The sequence below is a fragment of the Stenotrophomonas sp. 71799_Sma genome (assembly GCF_056482505.1).
Window position 1 is genome coordinate 3,270,425 of record NZ_CM151202.1, and the last position, 17,018, is coordinate 3,287,442.

A 17,018-nucleotide genomic window follows, 5' to 3' on the forward strand; every position below is an offset into this window, starting at 1 on the left:
GGTCAGGCTCTCAGCGGGTGTTCCATTCGTGCACGGTCAGCGCGGAGGCCTGCATCGTCACCAGCGGATCGGTGGCGACGATGGCCTGCGCCTGCGCCAGGCTGTCCACGTTGCACAGCACATAGGCGCCACCGCTGCCGTCGGCAAAACCGCCGGTCAGCTGCAGCTTGCCCTGTGCCTGCAACGCATCGAGAAAGTCACGGTGCGGCTGCACGGCGGCGGCGTTGAAATCGGGCCGGCGCATGGCCAGCACCAGGTAGACGGTGCCGGCCATCAGGACAGCGCCTGCCAGCGCGCGTGCAGTTCGTCCAGGCGCAGGTCGGCGGCCGAACCCGGCGATACGCGTGCGGCCAGGCTGCCTTCCGGGGTACGCCCCTGCCCTGCGCTGTCGGCACCGGCGGCAGCAGCCTTGTAGGCCTCGCGGAACGGCACGCCGGCCACCGCCGCTTCCACCGCCACGTCGGTGGCGTACATGCCCGAGTCGATTGCCGCGCGAACCTTGTCGTCGCGCCATTCCAGGTTGGCCAGCAGCGCCGGCAGCAGTTCCAGCGCCGACAGGCCGCGACCGAAGCCGTGGAAGATGGCGCCCTTGGACGACTGCAGGTCGCGGTGATAGCCCGACGGCAGCGACAGCAGCTGCTCGATCTCGGTACGCGCGGCGGCGACGCTGGCGTGGGTCGCGCGCATCAGCTCGATCACGTCCGGATTGCGCTTGTTGGGCATGATCGAACTGCCGGTGGTGTACTGCGCCGGCAGCGCGACGAAGCCGAACTCGGCGCTGGTGAACAGCGACAGGTCCCAGGCAATGCGGCGCAGGTCCAGCGTGGCGCCGCCCAGCGCTTCCAGCGCGGCCAGTTCGAACTTGCCGCGCGACAGCTGCGCGTAGATCGGCGAGATCTGCATGCGGGCGAAACCGAGCGCGGCCGTGGTGTGCTCACGGTCCAGCGGCAGGTTCACACCGTAGCCGGCAGCCGTGCCAAGCGGATTGGCGTCGACCAGCGCATGGGTGTCGCGCGCGCGGATGGCGTTGTCGATGAAGGCCTCGGCCCAGCCGGCCCACCACATGCCGGCCGAGGACACCACGGCACGCTGGATGTGGGTGTAGCCGGGGATCGGCAGATCCTTCTCGGCCTGCGCACGGTCCAGCGCGACCTTGGCAACCTCGGCGCTGAGCTGGGCCACACGCTGCAGCTTCTCCTTCAGCCAGAGGCGGGTGGCGACCAGGATCTGGTCATTGCGGCTGCGGCCGGTGTGGATCTTGCGGCCGGCATCGCCGAGGCGTTCGGTCAGGCGCGCTTCGATCGCCGAATGACCATCTTCGTACTGCGTGTCCAGCACGAAGCGGCCTTCGCGGAAGTCCTGCGCCAGCACGTCGAGCTCGCGCAGCAGGCCGGCCAGTTCATCGGCGCTGAGGATGCCGATGTGCTGCAGGCCCTGCGCATGCGCGGCGCTGGCGGCGATGTCATGCAGGAAGAACTCGCGGTCGAGGATCACGTCGTCGCCGGCGAGGAAGGTCTGGATCTGGGCGTCGACGGCGACGCCGGGCTTCTGCCAAAGAAGGTCTGCCATGGGGGCTCCGGAATACGTGTTCAGTGCGGGATCGACGTCAGTTCGTCGATGCCCAGCGCGAGGTTGAGGTTCTGCATGGCCTGGCTGGCCGCGCCCTTGAGCAGGTTGTCCAGGGTCGCCACCACCACCACCCGCTTGCCGCCCGGGGCCAGGGTGAAGCCACCGACCTGCGCACCGTGGCGGCCGGCGATGCGGCTGACCCACGGCGCTTCATCCACTACCTCGATCAGCGGTTCGCCCGCATAGGCCTGCTGGAAGCGCTCGACGATCTGTTCGCGGGTCTGCACGCGGTTCAGCCACAGGTTGGCGGTGAGCGTGATGCCGCGGAAATGCGGCGCGACATGCGGCATGAATTCAACCGCCACGCCCAGCTGGACCGACACTTCACGCTCGTGCACGTGGTTGGTCAGCGCATACGGCATCAGGTTGTCGGCGAGCAGTTCGACGTTGTTCTTGTCCGACGGCGTGGTGCCGGCGCCGGAATAGCCGGACACACCGAAGCACTGCGGCGGACCGGCCAGCAGGTCCAGCAGCGGATGCACCGCCAGCTGCATCGCCGTGGCATAGCAGCCCGGGTTGCTGATGTGCTTCTGGCCGTTGTAGCGGCCTCGGGTCAGCTCCGGCAGGCCGTAGTACCAGCTGTTGTCGAAGCGGTAGTCGGCCGACAGGTCGACGATGACGGTGTCCGGCTTCGCCGCTTCCAGTGCGGCCACGAACGGTGCGGCCAGGCCGTTGGGCAGGGCCAGGATCACCGCGTCCACGCCCTTGGCGGCCACCGCGTCGGCGTCCAGATTCTCGTACTGCAGCTCGCCCTGGAACTCCGGATGGTGGTCGGACAGGCGCTGCCCGGCGCGTTCGCGCGAGGACACGAAGGCCAGCTTCAGCCGCGGATGTGCGGCCACCAGCTTGATCAGCTCGGCACCGGTATGGCCACGGGCGCCGACGATGCCCAGGGTGAAAGTCGAATCGTTCATGCGTGGCTGTCCAGGCGGTACTGCAGGTGGCGCTTCACGCCCTGCCATTCCGTATCGATGATGGAGAAGATGACGGTGTCGCGCGGCGTGCCGTCGGCGTGCCGCTTGTGGTTGCGCAGCACGCCGTCCTGCTTGGCGCCCAGGCGGGCGATGGCGGTGCGCGAGGTGAAGTTGAACCAGCTGGTTTCCAGCACCAGGCTGATGCAGCCCATGGTTTCGAAGGCGTGCTGCAGCAGCAACAGCTTGGTTTCGGTGTTGACGCCGGTACGCTGCACGCGCGGTGCATACCAGGTGTAGCCCAGGCTGAGCTTGGGCACGCCGGCATCCAGGTCGTAGAAGCGGGTGGTACCCACGATGTCACCCGCCGCATCGAGGATCACGAACGGCAGCACCTTGCCTTCCGCCTGCGCCTGCAGCGCGGCCTGCACATAGTGCTCGACCCGCTCCGGCGCAGGCACCTGGGTGTACCAGAGCTTGTCCAGGCCGCTGCCCTCCACGGCGGTGCGCAGGCCAGGCACATGCTCGGGCTGCAGCGGTTGCAGTGTCACGTGCTGGCCGCGCAGGGTGGGAATCGTAGTCCAGTGATCGGAATGGTCCATCATTCAGCCCTGCAGGCTCGGTGCGCGCTGGGCGCAGTGGTCGACATAGGTGCTGATCCGGTCGATGCCATCGGCGCCGTACCAGAACACCTTCCAATGGCCCTGCTTGTAGCAGCCATCGGATTCAGCATAGTAGAAGTGATTGATCGGGTTGCCATGGCGCGAGCGCCAGAACAGCTGCGGCGTCTCTTCCAGCATCACGTTCCAGACCGCACGGCCCAGGCCCTCGCCCTGCGCGTCGTCGAGCACGGCGAACTTGTCCAGGTACACGCCCTCTGCCTCGTCGGTGAGGATGACCGCGGTGCGGTAGTTCTCGCTGACGTAGGCACGCAACAGCTTGGTCTTCTCGAAATAGTCCGGCACCAGCGCGCGGCCGAAGCTGGATTCGATCAGGCCCTTCAGGCGCGGCAGGTCCAGTTCGTTCCAGGCGGTGGCGCGCAGCACCTTTTCACCCTTGCGCACCAGCGTGCCCGAACCCTTGTGGGTGAACAGTTCCTTGGCCAGGTCGGCCGGGCGCGTGATCGACACCGACGATTCCAGCGGCAGGCGGTCGAGCAGATCCTTGATCTGTTCGATCTTCACCTTCATGCCGCCGTGGATCCACGGCTGCGCGATCAGGTGGTCGTACTCGGTGGACAGGTTGATCGAATCGATCACGCTGCCCTGCTCGTCCAGCAGGCCGCCGGTGCCGGTCAGGAAAATGATCTTGTACGGCTGCAGCTCCTGCACCAGCTCGTTGGCGGCGAAGTCGGCGTTGACGTTGAGGATCTGGCCACCCGCGGTTTCGCCCAGGCTGGTGATGACCGGGATCGAGCCGGCGCGCAGGCTGGCCTCGATCGGCGCCAGGTTGACCTTCTTCACCTCGCCGACCAGGCCGTAGGTGTCCACGCCCAGGTACTCGGCTTCGAACACGCCGCCGGTGATCGAGGTGGCACGCGCGCCGTTCTGCTGCAGGGCTTCGACCAGGCGCAGGTTGGACTGCTGGAACACCCGGCGCACGATCGCCAGTGCCTCCGGCGAGGTCACGCGCAGACCGTTGACGGTCTGCTTTTCGATGCCGGCGGCCGACAGTTCGGCATCCAGCTGCGGGCCGGCGCCGTGCAGCACGATCGGGGTCAGGCCGACTTCCTGCAGGAACGACAGCGAAGAGGTCAGCGCGTCGAGATCGTCGCGCAGCACCGCGCCGCCGACCTTGACCACGGCAAAGCGCTTGGCGTCCAGCTGCGAGAAGCGCTTGAGGTACTGGCTGATCTCCTTCGCGCTGGCCATGCTGGAAAGCAGGCGCACGATGGTCTGGCGGGTCTGGCGGTGGGGCTGGAGGGCAGGAGACATTTCGGTTTCGTCACAGGCGGCGGTCGCCGCGTTGCAGTTCCACCCGGCCAGGGCCGGGCGGCGTTGTAGAGTCGATCAGGCGCCGGCGGCGATGATGCGGTGCACGGCGTCGGTGTAGCGCTGCAGCTGCTCCAGCGTCACGAACTCATCGGCGGTGTGGGCCTGGGCGATGTCACCCGGGCCGAACACCAGCGTGGTGTAGCCGCCGGCCGAGAACAGCGAGGCCTCTGTCCAGAAGTCCACCGCGTTGCCGATCGGCAGTTCCAGCGCATCGGCCACGTCGCGTGCCAGCAGGCGGCGGTTCTCGGCCTCGGCGATGTCACCGGCCGGCAGGCTGGGGCCACGGAAGGTTTCGGTGAACAGTGCGGCTTCCGGTTCGGCAAAACCGGCGAAGGTCGCCAGCAGGCCATCGATGTCCATCGACGGCAGCGGACGGAACCCGAACCGCACTTCGGCGGCCGGTGCAATCATGTTGGCCTTGATGCCACCTTCGACGCGACCGATGTTGAAGCGCAGGCCGGTGAGGCCGCCGAAGCGCGCCGAGGCCAGCGATTCCACATGGTCCAGCGCACGGTTGCCCCAGCGCATGGCCTGATGCAGTGCGCTGGCGGCCGCATCCTGCTTGCCCGAGGCATGCCCGGCGCGACCGGAGAACTGCATCAGCACCGAGCTGATGCCTCGGTGCGCCAGCACCGCTTCGCTCATGGTCGGCTCCGCCACCAGCACCGCTTCATATGGCAGGCCACGGGCCAGGAACGCGGCGATGCAGCGCGGATCGTTGGCTTCTTCGTCGCTGGAGAACAGGAACGCGGCATCGCCATCACTGGCGTTGGCCGCGGCCACCAGTGCAGCGGCGGCGCCCTTGATGTCACACACGCCCAGGCCGATCACACGATCTTCCAGGCGGCGCATCACGTGCGGGTCGGCACTCCAGTGCGGCGAATCCGGCACGGTATCCAGATGCACGTTGAACAGGTACTTCGGCGTACCACGCACGGCGTACAGGCTGACCGCACCGGCACCGTGGTCGATCACCTCGACGTTGAAGCCGGGCAGGTTCGCGCGCAGGTAATCGAAGATGCCACCGGTGGTGATCGCACGCGGCGGGTTGCGGGTGTCGAAGGACACCAGGGCCTGCAGGTGATCGAGCGTCTGTTCAAGCATGAATCAACAATCCTGTGGAATTCCGCCGGGCATGGCCCAGCGCTACCGGAGCGCATCTGGAGGAGAGCCCCCTTCTTGTTGAAGGGGGCGCGCCAACGGCGCAGGGTTAAGGTGAAATGCGCGGGCTCGTGCTCAAGTCAACCACGGTTGACTTGAGCAAAGAGCGTCGAGCTCATGCCGAACAGCTTGATGAAGCCCTCGGCCTCCTCCACGCCCCAGTCGGCCGACTGCGCGTAGGTGGCGCCCTTGGTGTTGAGCAGGTGCGGCGACTTCACCGCCACTGCATCGACGCGGCCGCCGCGGGTTTCCAGCACCACTTCGCCGTTGACCTTGGCCTGCGAGGACTTCAGGAAGGCCTCGATGTCGGTCTTCAGCGGGTCGTGGTAGAAGCCTTCGTAGACCAGCTCCACCCACTTGCGCGCCACGTCCGGCTTGAAGCGGTTCTGCTGCTTGGTCAGCACGGCATCTTCCAGCGCGCGGTGCGCGGCCAGCAGCGACACCAGGCCCGGGGCCTCGAACACGATGCGACCCTTCAGGCCGATCACGGTGTCGCCGGTGTAGACACCGCGGCCAACGCCGTACGGGGCGAACAGCTTGTTGAGCTGGGCCAGGATCTGGTCGCCCGGCAACGCCTTGCCGTTCAGTTCGACGGCTTCGCCCTCGACGAACTTCAGGGTCACGTTCAGCGCCTGCTCCGGCCACTCGCTGCGCGGTGCGCACCAGCCACGGGCGCCCTCGCCCGGCGCTTCCCAACGGTCGATCTCGCCGCCGGACATGGTCAGGCCCAGCAGGTTCTCGTTGATGGTGTAGGCCTGCTGCTTGGCGCGCACGCCGAAGCCGCGCTCTTCCAGGTACTTCTGCTCGTAGGCGCGGGTCTGGGTGTGTTCCTTCTGGATCTCGCGGATCGGCGCGATGATCTGGTAGTCGCCCAGTGCCTTCACCGCCAGGTCGAAGCGGACCTGGTCGTTGCCCATGCCGGTGCAGCCGTGGGCGATGATGTTGGTGCCCAGTTCGGCGGCACGCTTCAGCGCGGCATCGACGATCAGGTAGCGGTCCGAGACCAGCAGCGGGTACTGGCCCTGATAGCCTTCGCCTGCCCACACGAACGGCTTGACGAAGCCTTCCCAGATGGCCGGGCCACCGTTGACGGTGACGTGGCTGGTCACGCCCAGCTCGGCGGCGCGCTTCTCGATGAAATCACGCTCTTCATCATCCACGCCGCCGGTATCGGCGAACACGGTGTGCACGTTGTAGCCGCGCTCCTGCAGGTACGGCACGCAGAAGCTGGTATCCAGGCCGCCGGAGAAGGCGAGAACGACGTCTTTGTTGCTCATGGGGATCAGGTCCACTTGGGGGATGGGAATTCGGTAGAGCCGACCGCTGGTCGGCTGAAATGTTGGATGCGCCGCTGCGGGAGCAGCCGACCAACGGTCGGCTCTACCCCTTGCTTGATTCAGCGCCCGGCAACCGCCGCCATGATCGCCTTCTGCACGTGCAGGCGGTTCTCGGCTTCGTTGATGGCGATGCACTGCGGCGAATCCATCACCGCGTCGGTGGCCTTCACGTTGCGGCGCAGCGGCAGGCAGTGGCTGAACACACCGTTGTTGGTCAGCGCCATCTTCCGCTCGTCCACGATGAAGTGCTTGAACTGGTCGCGGATCGGCTTTTCCGGTTCCCAGTTGCCGAAGAACGGCAGCGCGCCCCAGCTCTTGGCGTAGACCACGTCGGCACCGGCGTAGGCGCTGTCGATGTCATGGCTGATCTTCAGCGAGCCGCCGCTCTCGGCCACGTTCTGCTCGGCCCAGCCCATGTAGCGGTCGTCGAGGATGTAGTCGGCGGTCGGGCACAGCAGGGTCACGTCCATGCCCATGCGGGTGGCGATGGTCAGCGCCGAATTGGCGACTGCGGTGTTCAGCGGCTTGGGGTGGTAGGTCCAGGTCAGCACGTACTTCTTGCCGCGCAGGTCCTGGGTGCCGAAGTGCTCCTGCAGGGCCATGATGTGGGCCAGCTCCTGGCACGGGTGGGTGATGGTCTCCATGTTGATGACCGGCACCGGCGAGTACTTGGCGAAGCTGTTGAGGACGATGTCCTGGCGGTCGTAGGCCCAGTCGATGAACTTGGGGAACGCACGCACGGCGATGATGTCGCAGTAACGGCCCAGCACCTTGGCCACTTCAGCGATGTGCTCTTCGGTATCGCCGTCCATCACCGTGCCGAGGTTGAACTCGATCGGCCACGCATCCTTGCCCGGCTGCAGCACCACCGCGTGGGCACCCAGCTGGAACGCACCCAGTTCAAAGCTGGTGCGGGTGCGCATGGACGGATTGAAGAACACCAGCGCGATCGACTTGCCCTTGAGCTGGTCGCCGAGCTTGTTGCGCTTGAACAGCGCGGCCTGGGTCAGCAGCGCGTCGAGCTCGCTGCGGCTCCAGTCCTGGGTGTTCAGGAAGTGCTTGGGGGACATCATCTTTCCTTGCGTGGCGGCGCCGGGTTCGACGCGGTGGAAGGGAAAACAGGAAGCAAAGGTGGAACGAAAAGGTTGCAGTTGCAGCTTTCATGACGCGGAAACGAAAAAACCCAGCCGGCGGGCTGGGTTTTTTTCGGACGAACAGCAAAAAGCTCCGGTTACCCAGCGAGGATGTGGGGTTCCGGTCGACGCGCACGCGAGGTCATGCCCGACGCCTGTCGGGCTGCGCTGCTGTCGTGCTGGAAGTCGGTGAGCTTCATGGTCATCCATCTTTGCATGCGGCCGGGGCCGACGCAAGGGGCCGGGGTCGCAGAATCAGGGATTGCCGGCGGCGCCCTGCTCGGGGCCGACCCAGGGGGTGATCGACACCCGGATCTTGAGCCGGTTGCCGGGATCTTCCGGCAGCCGCGAGCGGTACTTGGTGCCCTTGTAGACGTAGTCCACGTCGTAGGCGATGGGCCGGCGGAATTCACGTCCCACCGGCACGATGCGACAGTCGCGGGTCAGCATCGGACCATTGTTGGCCGGTGCCGGCGCCGGGGCCGGTGACTCGGCGGCGGTGTCCTCGGAGACCTCTTCATCGCTGCGCTTGAACATCGAGCGTACCGAGTCCCAGAAGCGGCTGATCCGGCCCTTGTCCTCGACCGGCTCCTCACCAGTGACATTGACCGGCGCCAGGGTCCGGGTCGAGACCGGCTCGCAGTGTTCTTCGGTACGGGTCGCGCGCAGGGTCTGGAACACGGGTTCGACGTTCAGTACCTGCGCGTAGTCGAACTTCACGTTCTCCACGATCACCACCCGGTTGCGGGGCTCGGCCTCCTGCGCCTGCGCCACGGCGGCCAGCGCCGACAGGCAGGCCAGGGTCAGCAACGCGGTGGATTTCATTGGCGAAGGGAGCAAGGACACGGCAATAGTGTAGGCAGTGGCGAGCGCAAGGGGCTGAACATTACCCGTCCACGCTGCTCCTGCCCACCCCACCCTGGTTGGACCCGGCGTCCACCGGTGGCAGGCGGTGCCCCCAAAGGGGGCCGACACGTTCTAAAATCACAGGCTTGTCCCCCAGCCACAGCCCCATGACCCTGCGCCTGCACAACAACCTGACTCGCCAGCTCGAACCGTTCACCCCGCTCGACCCGGCCTGTCCGACCCTGTATGTGTGCGGCCCGACGGTCTACAACTACGTGCACATCGGCAACGCCCGTGGCCCAGTGGTGTTCGGAGTGCTGGCCGATCTGCTGCGACGCCGTTTCGGTGGCCTGCGCTACGCGCGCAACATCACCGACGTGGACGACAAGATCAACAACGCCGCGCGTGAGCAGGGCGTGCCGATCAGCACCATCACCGACAGGTTCGCCGCCGCCTACCGTGAAGACATGGCCGCGCTGGGCGTGGTGCCGCCGGACATCGAGCCGGAAGTTACCGCGCACATTCCGCAGATCATCACCATGATCGAGCAGCTGATCGCCAACGGGCATGCCTACGCCGCCGAAGGCCACGTGCTGTTCGCGGTGGCCAGCTTCGAAGGCTATGGCAAGCTCTCGCGCCGCGACCCGGAAGAGATGCTGGCCGGCGCCCGCGTCGACGTGGCCCCGTACAAGCGCGACCCGGGCGATTTCGTGCTGTGGAAGCCGTCCAGCGATGACCTCCCTGGCTGGGAGTCTCCCTGGGGCCGTGGCCGCCCGGGCTGGCATATCGAATGCTCGGCGATGGCCGCCGCCCACCTGGGCGAGACCATCGATATCCATGCCGGCGGCGTCGACCTGCAGTTCCCGCACCACGAGAACGAGCTTGCGCAGAGCGAATGCGCCCACGGCGGCAAGATCTTCGCCCGCTTCTGGCTGCACAACGGCATGCTCAACTTCGGCGGCGCCAAGATGAGCAAGTCACTGGGCAACATCGAACGCGTGCACGATCTGGTCCGCCAGCACCCGCCGGAAGCGCTGCGCCTGGCCCTGCTGTCGGCCCACTACCGGCAGCCGCTGGACTGGTCCGATGGCCTCATCGAGCAGTCGGCGCGCACCCTGGACCGCCTGTACGGCACGCTGCGCGAGCTGGCGTCGGTCGAGGCGGTCGTGGCGATCCCGGCCACGGTCGAGGCAACCCTGGATGACGACCTGAACACCCCGCAGGCACTGGCCGAAGTGGCCCGCATCGCCGCCGATGCACGCCGGGCCACCGACCCGGCCGAACAGGCGCGCCTGAAGGGCGAACTGCTCGGTGCCGGCCTGGCCCTGGGCCTGCTGCAGGCCGATCCAGCGCAGTGGTTCGGCACCGCGGCCAGCGATGATGGCGAAGATGCCCGCATCCAGGGCCTGATCGACGAGCGTGCCGCCGCCAAGCAGGCACGCGATTTCGCCCGTTCCGACACCATCCGCGACCAGCTGGCCGCCGAAGGCATCGTGCTGGAAGACACCCCGCAGGGCGTGCGCTGGTCGCGCAAGCGCGGCTGACCCACCCTGCCCCGTGGCCGGTCCGCCGGCCACGCTCCACTGTAGAGACTGTTGTGACCGACTCTCCGTTCCCGCTTGAACCCACCGCCGCCGAGGCCCAGACCGCCATCGCCGAGGAATTCGGCTTCTTCGGCGACTGGTCCGAGCGCTACCAGTATCTGATCGACCTCGGCCGTAAGCTGCCCGCCTTCCCGGACGAATGGAAGACCGAAGAGCACCGCCTGCTCGGCTGCCAGTCGATGGTCTGGATCGTGCCGGAAGGCAATGCGCAGTCGCTGCGCTTCCACGCCATCAGTGATTCGGCCATCGTTTCCGGCCTGATCTTCCTGGCCCTGCGCGTGTACTCCGGGCGCTCGGCGCAGGAGATCCTGGCCACCGAACCGAGCTACATCCAGGACATCGGCCTGGCCCGCCACCTCTCGCCCACCCGCAGCAACGGCGTGGCGGCGATGCTGGCCTTCATCCGCGAGACCGCGCAGGCGCAGCTGCAGCGCGACCCGTCGTGAGCGAACCCGCCACGGCCGAAGACACCGCGCTGGGGCTGCTGTCCCGGCCCGGTTTCGCCAAGCTGCTGGCCTACCGCATCTTCGCGATGCTGTCCTACCAGGTGGTCGCGGTCACCGTCGGCTGGCACATCTACGAAGTCACCCGCAATCCGTTCTCGCTGGGCCTGGTTGGCCTGGCCGAGGTGCTGCCGTTCTTCTGCGTCGCACCGTTCGCCGGTTATCTGGTCGACCACCTGCCGCGCCGCCGGCTCGGCATGGTCGCCTGCTCCGGGTTGATCGCCACCGCGCTGGTGTTGACCGGCGTGGCCAAGGGCTGGCTGCCGTTCGAAGGCGTGTGGCCGATCTATGCGGCCATTGCGCTGACCGGCATGGTCCGCGCCTTCCTGTCGCCGATCTACAACGCCCTGTTCGCCCGCGTGCTGGCCCGTGACCAGTTCGCACGTGGCGCTGGCCTCGGCGCCGTGGTGTTCCAGGCCGGCATGGTGGCCGGTCCGGCATTGGGCGGCGTGCTGGTCGGCTTCGGCGGCAAGGGCCTGTCCTACGCGGTGGCCACGGGCTTCGCGCTGGTGGCGATGGCCTGCCTGGCCACGCTGAAGGTGGAAGAACCGGTGCATACCGGTCCGGCCGCCCCGATCTTCAAGAGCATCGCTGAAGGCGCGCGCTTCGTGGTCGGCAACCGGATCATGGTCGGGGCGATGGCGCTGGACATGTTCTCGGTGCTGCTGGGCGGCGTGGTGGCGATGCTGCCGGCGTTCCTGCACGAGATCCTGCACCACGGCCCGGAAGGCCTGGGCATCCTGCGCGCAATGCCGGCGCTGGGCTCGGTCTGCGTTGGCCTGTGGCTGGCGCGCCACCCGCTGCACCGCAATGCCGGCCGCGTGCTGCTGTTCGCGGTGGCCGGCTTCGGCCTGTGCGTGATCAGCTTCGGGCTGTCGCAGCACTTCTGGCTGTCCGCGCTGATCCTGCTGTTCTATGGGGCCTTCGACGGCGTCTCGGTGGTGATCCGCTCGACCATCCTGCAGCTGGCCACGCCGGAAGAGATGCGCGGACGGGTGTCGTCGATCAACGGCATCTTCATCAGTTCGTCCAACGAACTGGGCGCGTTCTATGCCGGCACGATGGCAAAGCTGCTCGGCCTGGTGCCAGCGGTGGTGCTGGGCGGGTTCGCGGTGCTGAGCGTGGCCGGGATCACGGCGTGGAAGAACCCGACGTTGCGGAAGCTGAATCTTCGCGACCTGCAATAGAGCGGATTTCCGCGCGCCCACGCGCCGGTAGCGCCGGGCCATGCCCGGCGGGCTCTTTCCGTGACCGCGGTGGGGTGTCACTTTTCTTTTCGCGCGAAAAGAAAAGTAACCAAAAGAAACGCGCCGCCATCCGCGAGCCGGCGCTGCGCGCCGGTGCCCTGTGCTCCTCGGCGAATCAGGGGACGGCGCCGAACTCGCTGCGCTCAAACAGCGGCGCCTCTTCGCCCCTGATTCCCCTGCGGTGCTCGGCTCGCTACAAGGCGGACCCAACAGCCGCGAGCGCACGCATGACCGCCCTTGGTAGAGCCAAGCCATGCTTGGCTGCTTTTGCTTTTGCTTTTGCTTTTGCTTTTGCTTTTGCTTTTGCTTTTGCTTTTGCTTTTGCTCTTCCTTGCCCTCCGTTTTCGGCCCGAGCCGGGCATGAGCTCGGCTTTACAGCAACCGCGCACGCAGGAAACCGTAGAGAGCCTGCGGGTGGGGCCGGGCAGGACCGTCCGCGGCATGGATGCCGCGGCCGAGCTTACCGGGATGTACTTGCAGCGTGTCCTGCCCGGCCCCACCCGCAGGCTCCCTCCGATACCCGGAAGGCGCCGTTCTACAAAGCCAACCACACCCAACAAAAAACCCGGCCGAGGCCGGGTTTTTCGCATGACCATACAACGATCGGGAATCAGTCGCCCTGCTGCTTCTGCAGGTGCTCCCAGCGCTCCTGGGCGTCGATGGTGCGTTCGGCGGTGAGGCGCGCTTCCAGGCGCTCCAGGCCGATTTCTTCGCCGGTGTCGACGCAGTAACCGTAGTCGCCGGCTTCCAGGCGCTTCAGGGTGCTGTCGATCTTGCCGATCAGCTTGCGGTAGCGGTCACGGGTACGCAGTTCCAGCGAGTTTTCGGTCTCGCGGGTCGCGCGCTCGGCTTCGTCGCCGATGTCACGCACTTCCTCGCGCAGGTTCTCGATGGTCTGCTTGGACTCTTCCACCAGGTCCGCGCGCCAGTTCTGCAGGCGCTGACGGAAATACTCCTGCTGCAGCGGGCTCATGTATTCCTCTTCCGAGGACGGCTTGTAGCCAGCCGGCAGGATCGGGCGGCCGGTGGCCTCGTCGGTCTTGTACTCGACCACCTTGTACTTGCTGCGCGGGGCCGGTGCCGCCGAGCGGGCGGCGACGGCCACGGCAACCTTGCCGACAGGGCGCGACACGGTCTTCGGGGCGGAATCGGATTTCACGGCGGTTTTGGCAGGCGATTTCGAAACGGGCACGGAATTCTTGGATTGCGGGGCCTTCGAAGCAGCAGGAGCGGCGGCCGGGGCCGGCTTGGGGGCCGGTTGGGCTGCTGCCACTGCCACGGTCTTGGCCGGGACAGGCTTGGCCGGAGCCGGCTTGGGGGCAGGCTTCGGTGCGGACTTCACTACGGGGGCCGGGGTCGGCTTTGCGGCCGGCGCGGCAACATTCTTGGTGACTTTCTTTACAGCGGCAGGCGTGGCCACCGGTTTAGCCGCAGCAACCTTCTTCGCTGCAGGTTTGGCGACCGGCTTGGCCGCAGCCTTCTTCACCACCGCCTTCGGCGCCGGCTTGGCTGCTGCCTTCTTCGCCACCGGGTTGGCGGCGGCCTTCTTCACCGGCGCGGCCTTGCTGGCGGCTTTCTTCACCACCGGCGCCTTCTTGCTGGCAGCGGCAGGCTTGGCCTTGGCGGGCGCAGCAGCCTTCTTCGCCACCGGCTTGGTTGCCTTGACCGGCGTTTTCTTTGCGGTGGCCTTCCTGGCCGCCGGTTGCGAGGACGCTGCCTTGGTCGCCGGCTTGCTGGCCGGTTTCTTGGCAACGGGCTTTGCCGCCAACTTCTTCACAACAGGCTTGGCGGTTTTCTTGGCGGCCGTTGCGGCCTTCTTTGCAGTTTTTTTAGCAGCCACGAAACGCTCTTCCTTGGATTCCCCGGGGCCCGGGAAAGCGGGCCTTTATAGCCTACCCGACCCGCAGCAGCAACCTCGACCCCCTGCTCCATTCAGTCCTGGAGTCAAGGCGCCCTTGGAGGCAGTCCGACGAACACGGACCGCCTTGCGCGGTACGGAACCTGGCCAGCACCCGAAGGTACTGGTACCGGTCGCAGGCCATCGGCGACATGCGACCAACGGCCCATCCTGCACAAATGCGGCCTTCATGCCAACTGGCATAAGATGACTGGGTGATCTCGCGCCTGCTCATTGCCCTGCTGCGCTTCTACAAGCGCTTCATCAGCCCCCTGCTGGGGCCTCGCTGCCGTTTCGTGCCGAGCTGTTCTGAATACGCGATGGACGCCATCTCGCGGCACGGCCCGCTGCGCGGAAGCTGGCTGGCTGCGCGCCGGCTGGGCCGCTGCCACCCGTTCCATCCCGGCGGCTTCGACCCCGTGCCCGAGTCCCCCAACGCCCCCTCTTGCCGTTGCACAGGAAAACACTGACATGTCCTCCACCCTCATCACCAACGCCCGCATGGTCAATGAAGGCCGCACCTTCGACGGCGACCTGCGCATCGAGAACGGCCGCATCGCGCAGATCGGCAACGGGTTGGCGCCGCGCGACGGCGAGCAGGTGGTGGACGCAGCCGGACGCTGGTTGCTTCCGGGCATGATCGACGACCAGGTGCACTTCCGCGAACCGGGCCTGACCCACAAGGGCGACATCGCCAGCGAATCGGCGGCTGCGGTGGCCGGTGGCCTGACCAGCTTCATGGACATGCCCAACACCAATCCGCCGACACTGGATTCGACCATCCTGGAAGCCAAGTACGAACTGGCGCGCGGCCGCGCCTGGGCCAACTACGGCTTCTACCACGGCGCCAGCAATGACAACCTGGACGCCATCCGTGCCCTGGACCCGAAGAAGGCCCCGGGCGTGAAGGTGTTCATGGGTGCTTCGACCGGCAACATGCTGGTCGACAACCCGGAAACGCTGGACGCGATCTTCCGCGAATGCCCGACCCCGATCATCACGCACTGCGAAGACACGCCGATGATCGATGCCAACCTGAAGGCCTTCCAGGAGAAGTACGGCGATGCGCTGACCCCGGACATGCACCCGGACATCCGCTCGCGCGAGGCCTGCATCAAGTCGACCCGCCTGGCGATGTCGCTGGCGCGCAAGCACGGCACCCGCCTGCATGTGCTGCATATCTCCACCGCCGACGAGTTGGCGCTGTTCGAGAAGGGCCCGCTGATCCGCGCCGACGGCAGCCGCAAGCAGATCACCGCCGAAACCTGCGTGCACTTCCTGCACTTCGCGCGCCCGGACTATGCGACCAAGGGCAACCTGATCAAGTGCAACCCGGCGATCAAGGAAGTGTCCGACCGCGAGGCGATCACCGCCGCGCTGGCCGACGACGTGCTGGACGTGCTGGCCACCGACCACGCGCCGCACACCTGGGAAGAGAAGCAGAAGCCCTACGCACAGGCGCCGTCGGGCCTGCCGCTGGTGCAGTACGCGCTGGTGGCCGCGCTGGAACGGGTGCACGAAGGCAAGCTGACCCGCGAGCAGGTGGTGCAGAAGTTCGCGCATGCGCCGGCACAGCTGTTCGACGTGGAAGAACGTGGCTTCCTGCGCGAGGGTTACTTCGCCGACCTGGTGCTGGTCGAGGACGTGCCGTTCACGGTCAAGCGCGAGGACGTGCTGTCCAAGTGCGGCTGGTCGCCGTTTGAAGGCACGACCTTCCGTTCGCGCGTGGCCTCCACCTGGGTCAATGGCCAACTGGTGTGGGACGGCAGCAAACTGGTGGGCGAGCCGGCCGGCCAGCGCATGACCTACGACCGCTGATGCGCTCCGCACTTCTGATCGGGGCGCTGCTGCTGGCCGCACCCCTGTTCACCGCACCGTCGGCGCAGGCACAGGACGGCATCGGCAGCCTGATCGACAGCCGGGTGGTGTTCCCGGCCAGCGCATCGCAGGGCGCACTGGTGATCGGCAAGGTACCTGCCGGCAGCCGCGCGCAGTACGCCGGCCGCCAACTGCGGGTGAGCGGCTATGGCAGCGTGGTGTTCGGCATCGGCCGCGACGAGAAGGGTCCGCTGCACGTGCAGGTGCAACGCCCTGATGGTGGCAGCGAGACCGCGACCATTGCGGTGACCCCGCGCGACTGGCCCACCGAGCGGGTCAACGGCGTGCCGCCGAAGACGGTCAACCCGCCGCCGGCGATTGCCGAGCGGATCAAGCGCGAACAAGCACAGGTGACCGCCGCGCGTGCCCGTGATGACGACCGTACCGACTTCACCCAGACCTTCATCTGGCCGGTGCAGGGCCGCATCAGCGGCCGCTTCGGCAACGCACGCGTGTACAACGGACAGCCCGGCGCAGGTCATTCCGGCATGGACATCGCGGTACCGACCGGCACGCCGGTGAAGGCGCCGGCGGCCGGCATCGTCACCTTCGCCGGCCCCGACCTCTACCTGACCGGCGGCACGCTGCTGCTCGACCACGGTTTCGGTGTCAGCTCCAACTTCCTGCACCTGTCGCGCATCGACGTAAAAGTTGGCGACCGTGTGGAACAGGGCCAGGTGATCGCTGCGGTCGGCGCCACCGGTCGTGCCACCGGCCCGCACCTGCACTGGGGCATGAACTGGTTCGATACCCGTATCGATCCGCTGCTGGTGCTGGAGCGCAAGTAACGGTCGTGCCGGCCGCTGGCCGGCAACCCCATGATCTTCGCGGCGAATCTGGATGCCGGCCGGCGGCCGGCGCTACCGTGATGTTTCGAC

At 66.8% G+C, this 17,018-nt stretch carries 16 protein-coding genes; 6 read left to right on the forward strand and 10 right to left on the reverse strand.

Translation table 11 applies throughout. From position 1 onward, the window contains the following. Positions 1-10: 10 nt before the first annotated feature. From ACZK4Z_RS15255 to ACZK4Z_RS15295, 9 genes are all read right to left on the reverse strand, one after another. On the reverse strand, positions 11-274 hold the full coding sequence (locus ACZK4Z_RS15255) for a YciI family protein (protein ID WP_032129404.1): 264 nt from the start codon (positions 272-274) through the stop codon (positions 11-13). After that, entirely contained in the window at positions 274-1,569 is a 1,296-nt protein-coding gene (argH, locus tag ACZK4Z_RS15260; RefSeq protein ID WP_049461415.1) for an argininosuccinate lyase, read from the reverse strand. Before argH ends, ACZK4Z_RS15255 begins: the two co-directional genes overlap by 1 nt. 20 nt (positions 1,570-1,589) lie before the next feature. Further along, positions 1,590-2,543 carry an N-acetyl-gamma-glutamyl-phosphate reductase gene (argC, locus tag ACZK4Z_RS15265; RefSeq protein ID WP_293797344.1) on the reverse strand — a complete coding sequence of 318 codons (954 nt, stop codon included), beginning with the start codon at positions 2,541-2,543 and terminating at the stop codon, positions 1,590-1,592. Further along, a complete protein-coding gene (locus ACZK4Z_RS15270; protein ID WP_293797341.1) occupies positions 2,540-3,142 on the reverse strand; it encodes a GNAT family N-acetyltransferase in 603 nt (200 codons plus the stop codon). Before ACZK4Z_RS15270 ends, argC begins: the two co-directional genes overlap by 4 nt. A 3-nt stretch (positions 3,143-3,145) precedes the next feature. Further along, on the reverse strand, positions 3,146-4,474 hold the full coding sequence (locus ACZK4Z_RS15275) for an acetylglutamate kinase (RefSeq protein ID WP_293797338.1): 1,329 nt from the start codon (positions 4,472-4,474) through the stop codon (positions 3,146-3,148). Positions 4,475-4,549: 75 nt separating this feature from the next. Next, positions 4,550-5,638, reverse strand: a complete 1,089-nt coding sequence (locus tag ACZK4Z_RS15280; RefSeq protein ID WP_125894470.1) for an acetylornithine deacetylase — start codon at positions 5,636-5,638, stop codon at positions 4,550-4,552. 137 nt (positions 5,639-5,775) lie between these two features. Then, positions 5,776-6,972 (reverse strand): argininosuccinate synthase, encoded by a 1,197-nt coding sequence (locus ACZK4Z_RS15285; RefSeq protein ID WP_125894472.1) that lies wholly within the window; start codon positions 6,970-6,972, stop codon positions 5,776-5,778. A gap of 119 nt (positions 6,973-7,091) precedes the next feature. Next, positions 7,092-8,102, reverse strand: a complete 1,011-nt coding sequence (locus tag ACZK4Z_RS15290) for an N-acetylornithine carbamoyltransferase (protein WP_032129398.1) — start codon at positions 8,100-8,102, stop codon at positions 7,092-7,094. A 318-nt stretch (positions 8,103-8,420) separates the two neighbouring features. Beyond that, positions 8,421-8,990, reverse strand: coding sequence for a glycine zipper 2TM domain-containing protein (locus ACZK4Z_RS15295; RefSeq protein WP_032129397.1), 570 nt, complete (start codon positions 8,988-8,990; stop codon positions 8,421-8,423). 188 nt (positions 8,991-9,178) lie between these two features. Here ACZK4Z_RS15295 and cysS point away from each other — a divergent pair, with 188 nt between their 5' ends. Genes cysS through ACZK4Z_RS15310 form a run of 3 tightly spaced genes read left to right on the forward strand, consistent with a single transcriptional unit; the run spans position 9,179 to position 12,305 of the window. Continuing rightward, complete coding sequence (gene cysS / locus ACZK4Z_RS15300) at positions 9,179-10,555, forward strand: cysteine--tRNA ligase (protein ID WP_478450893.1); 1,377 nt, start codon at positions 9,179-9,181, stop codon at positions 10,553-10,555. Between the two features lie 53 nt (positions 10,556-10,608). Continuing rightward, positions 10,609-11,061, forward strand: a complete 453-nt coding sequence (locus ACZK4Z_RS15305; protein WP_049423936.1) for a SufE family protein — start codon at positions 10,609-10,611, stop codon at positions 11,059-11,061. After that, on the forward strand, positions 11,058-12,305 hold the full coding sequence (locus tag ACZK4Z_RS15310) for an MFS transporter (protein WP_032129395.1): 1,248 nt from the start codon (positions 11,058-11,060) through the stop codon (positions 12,303-12,305). Before ACZK4Z_RS15305 ends, ACZK4Z_RS15310 begins: the two co-directional genes overlap by 4 nt. A gap of 670 nt (positions 12,306-12,975) precedes the next feature. On the opposite strand, the gene dksA is transcribed toward ACZK4Z_RS15310, so the two are convergent. After that, positions 12,976-14,205 (reverse strand): RNA polymerase-binding protein DksA, encoded by a 1,230-nt coding sequence (gene dksA, locus ACZK4Z_RS15315; RefSeq protein WP_478450894.1) that lies wholly within the window; start codon positions 14,203-14,205, stop codon positions 12,976-12,978. Between the two features lie 272 nt (positions 14,206-14,477). Here dksA and yidD point away from each other — a divergent pair, with 272 nt between their 5' ends. The 3 genes from yidD to ACZK4Z_RS15330 are packed head-to-tail and all read left to right on the forward strand — an operon-like array spanning position 14,478 to position 16,928. Beyond that, a complete protein-coding gene (yidD, locus tag ACZK4Z_RS15320) occupies positions 14,478-14,732 on the forward strand; it encodes a membrane protein insertion efficiency factor YidD (protein WP_014037867.1) in 255 nt (84 codons plus the stop codon). A 1-nt stretch (position 14,733) separates the two neighbouring features. Continuing rightward, entirely contained in the window at positions 14,734-16,080 is a 1,347-nt protein-coding gene (locus ACZK4Z_RS15325) for a dihydroorotase (RefSeq protein WP_010486624.1), read from the forward strand. Further along, positions 16,080-16,928, forward strand: a complete 849-nt coding sequence (locus tag ACZK4Z_RS15330) for a M23 family metallopeptidase (RefSeq protein WP_180836676.1) — start codon at positions 16,080-16,082, stop codon at positions 16,926-16,928. Before ACZK4Z_RS15325 ends, ACZK4Z_RS15330 begins: the two co-directional genes overlap by 1 nt. The last annotated feature ends 90 nt before the right edge of the window (positions 16,929-17,018 follow it).

Excerpts from the sequence above, each read along its gene's own strand:
- ACZK4Z_RS15280 (WP_125894470.1), bottom strand. The coding sequence starts at position 5,638 with ATGCTTGAACAGACGCTCGATCACCTGCAGGCCCTGGTGTCCTTCGAC.
- ACZK4Z_RS15330 (WP_180836676.1), top strand. The coding sequence starts at position 16,080 with ATGCGCTCCGCACTTCTGATCGGGGCGCTGCTGCTGGCCGCACCCCTG.
- argC (WP_293797344.1), bottom strand. The coding sequence starts at position 2,543 with ATGAACGATTCGACTTTCACCCTGGGCATCGTCGGCGCCCGTGGCCAT.
- cysS (WP_478450893.1), top strand. The coding sequence starts at position 9,179 with ATGACCCTGCGCCTGCACAACAACCTGACTCGCCAGCTCGAACCGTTC.
- ACZK4Z_RS15325 (WP_010486624.1), top strand. The coding sequence starts at position 14,734 with ATGTCCTCCACCCTCATCACCAACGCCCGCATGGTCAATGAAGGCCGC.
- ACZK4Z_RS15285 (WP_125894472.1), bottom strand. The coding sequence starts at position 6,972 with ATGAGCAACAAAGACGTCGTTCTCGCCTTCTCCGGCGGCCTGGATACC.
- ACZK4Z_RS15270 (WP_293797341.1), bottom strand. The coding sequence starts at position 3,142 with ATGGACCATTCCGATCACTGGACTACGATTCCCACCCTGCGCGGCCAG.
- argH (WP_049461415.1), bottom strand. The coding sequence starts at position 1,569 with ATGGCAGACCTTCTTTGGCAGAAGCCCGGCGTCGCCGTCGACGCCCAG.
- ACZK4Z_RS15275 (WP_293797338.1), bottom strand. The coding sequence starts at position 4,474 with ATGTCTCCTGCCCTCCAGCCCCACCGCCAGACCCGCCAGACCATCGTG.
- ACZK4Z_RS15290 (WP_032129398.1), bottom strand. The coding sequence starts at position 8,102 with ATGTCCCCCAAGCACTTCCTGAACACCCAGGACTGGAGCCGCAGCGAG.
- ACZK4Z_RS15295 (WP_032129397.1), bottom strand. The coding sequence starts at position 8,990 with ATGAAATCCACCGCGTTGCTGACCCTGGCCTGCCTGTCGGCGCTGGCC.
- ACZK4Z_RS15255 (WP_032129404.1), bottom strand. The coding sequence starts at position 274 with ATGGCCGGCACCGTCTACCTGGTGCTGGCCATGCGCCGGCCCGATTTC.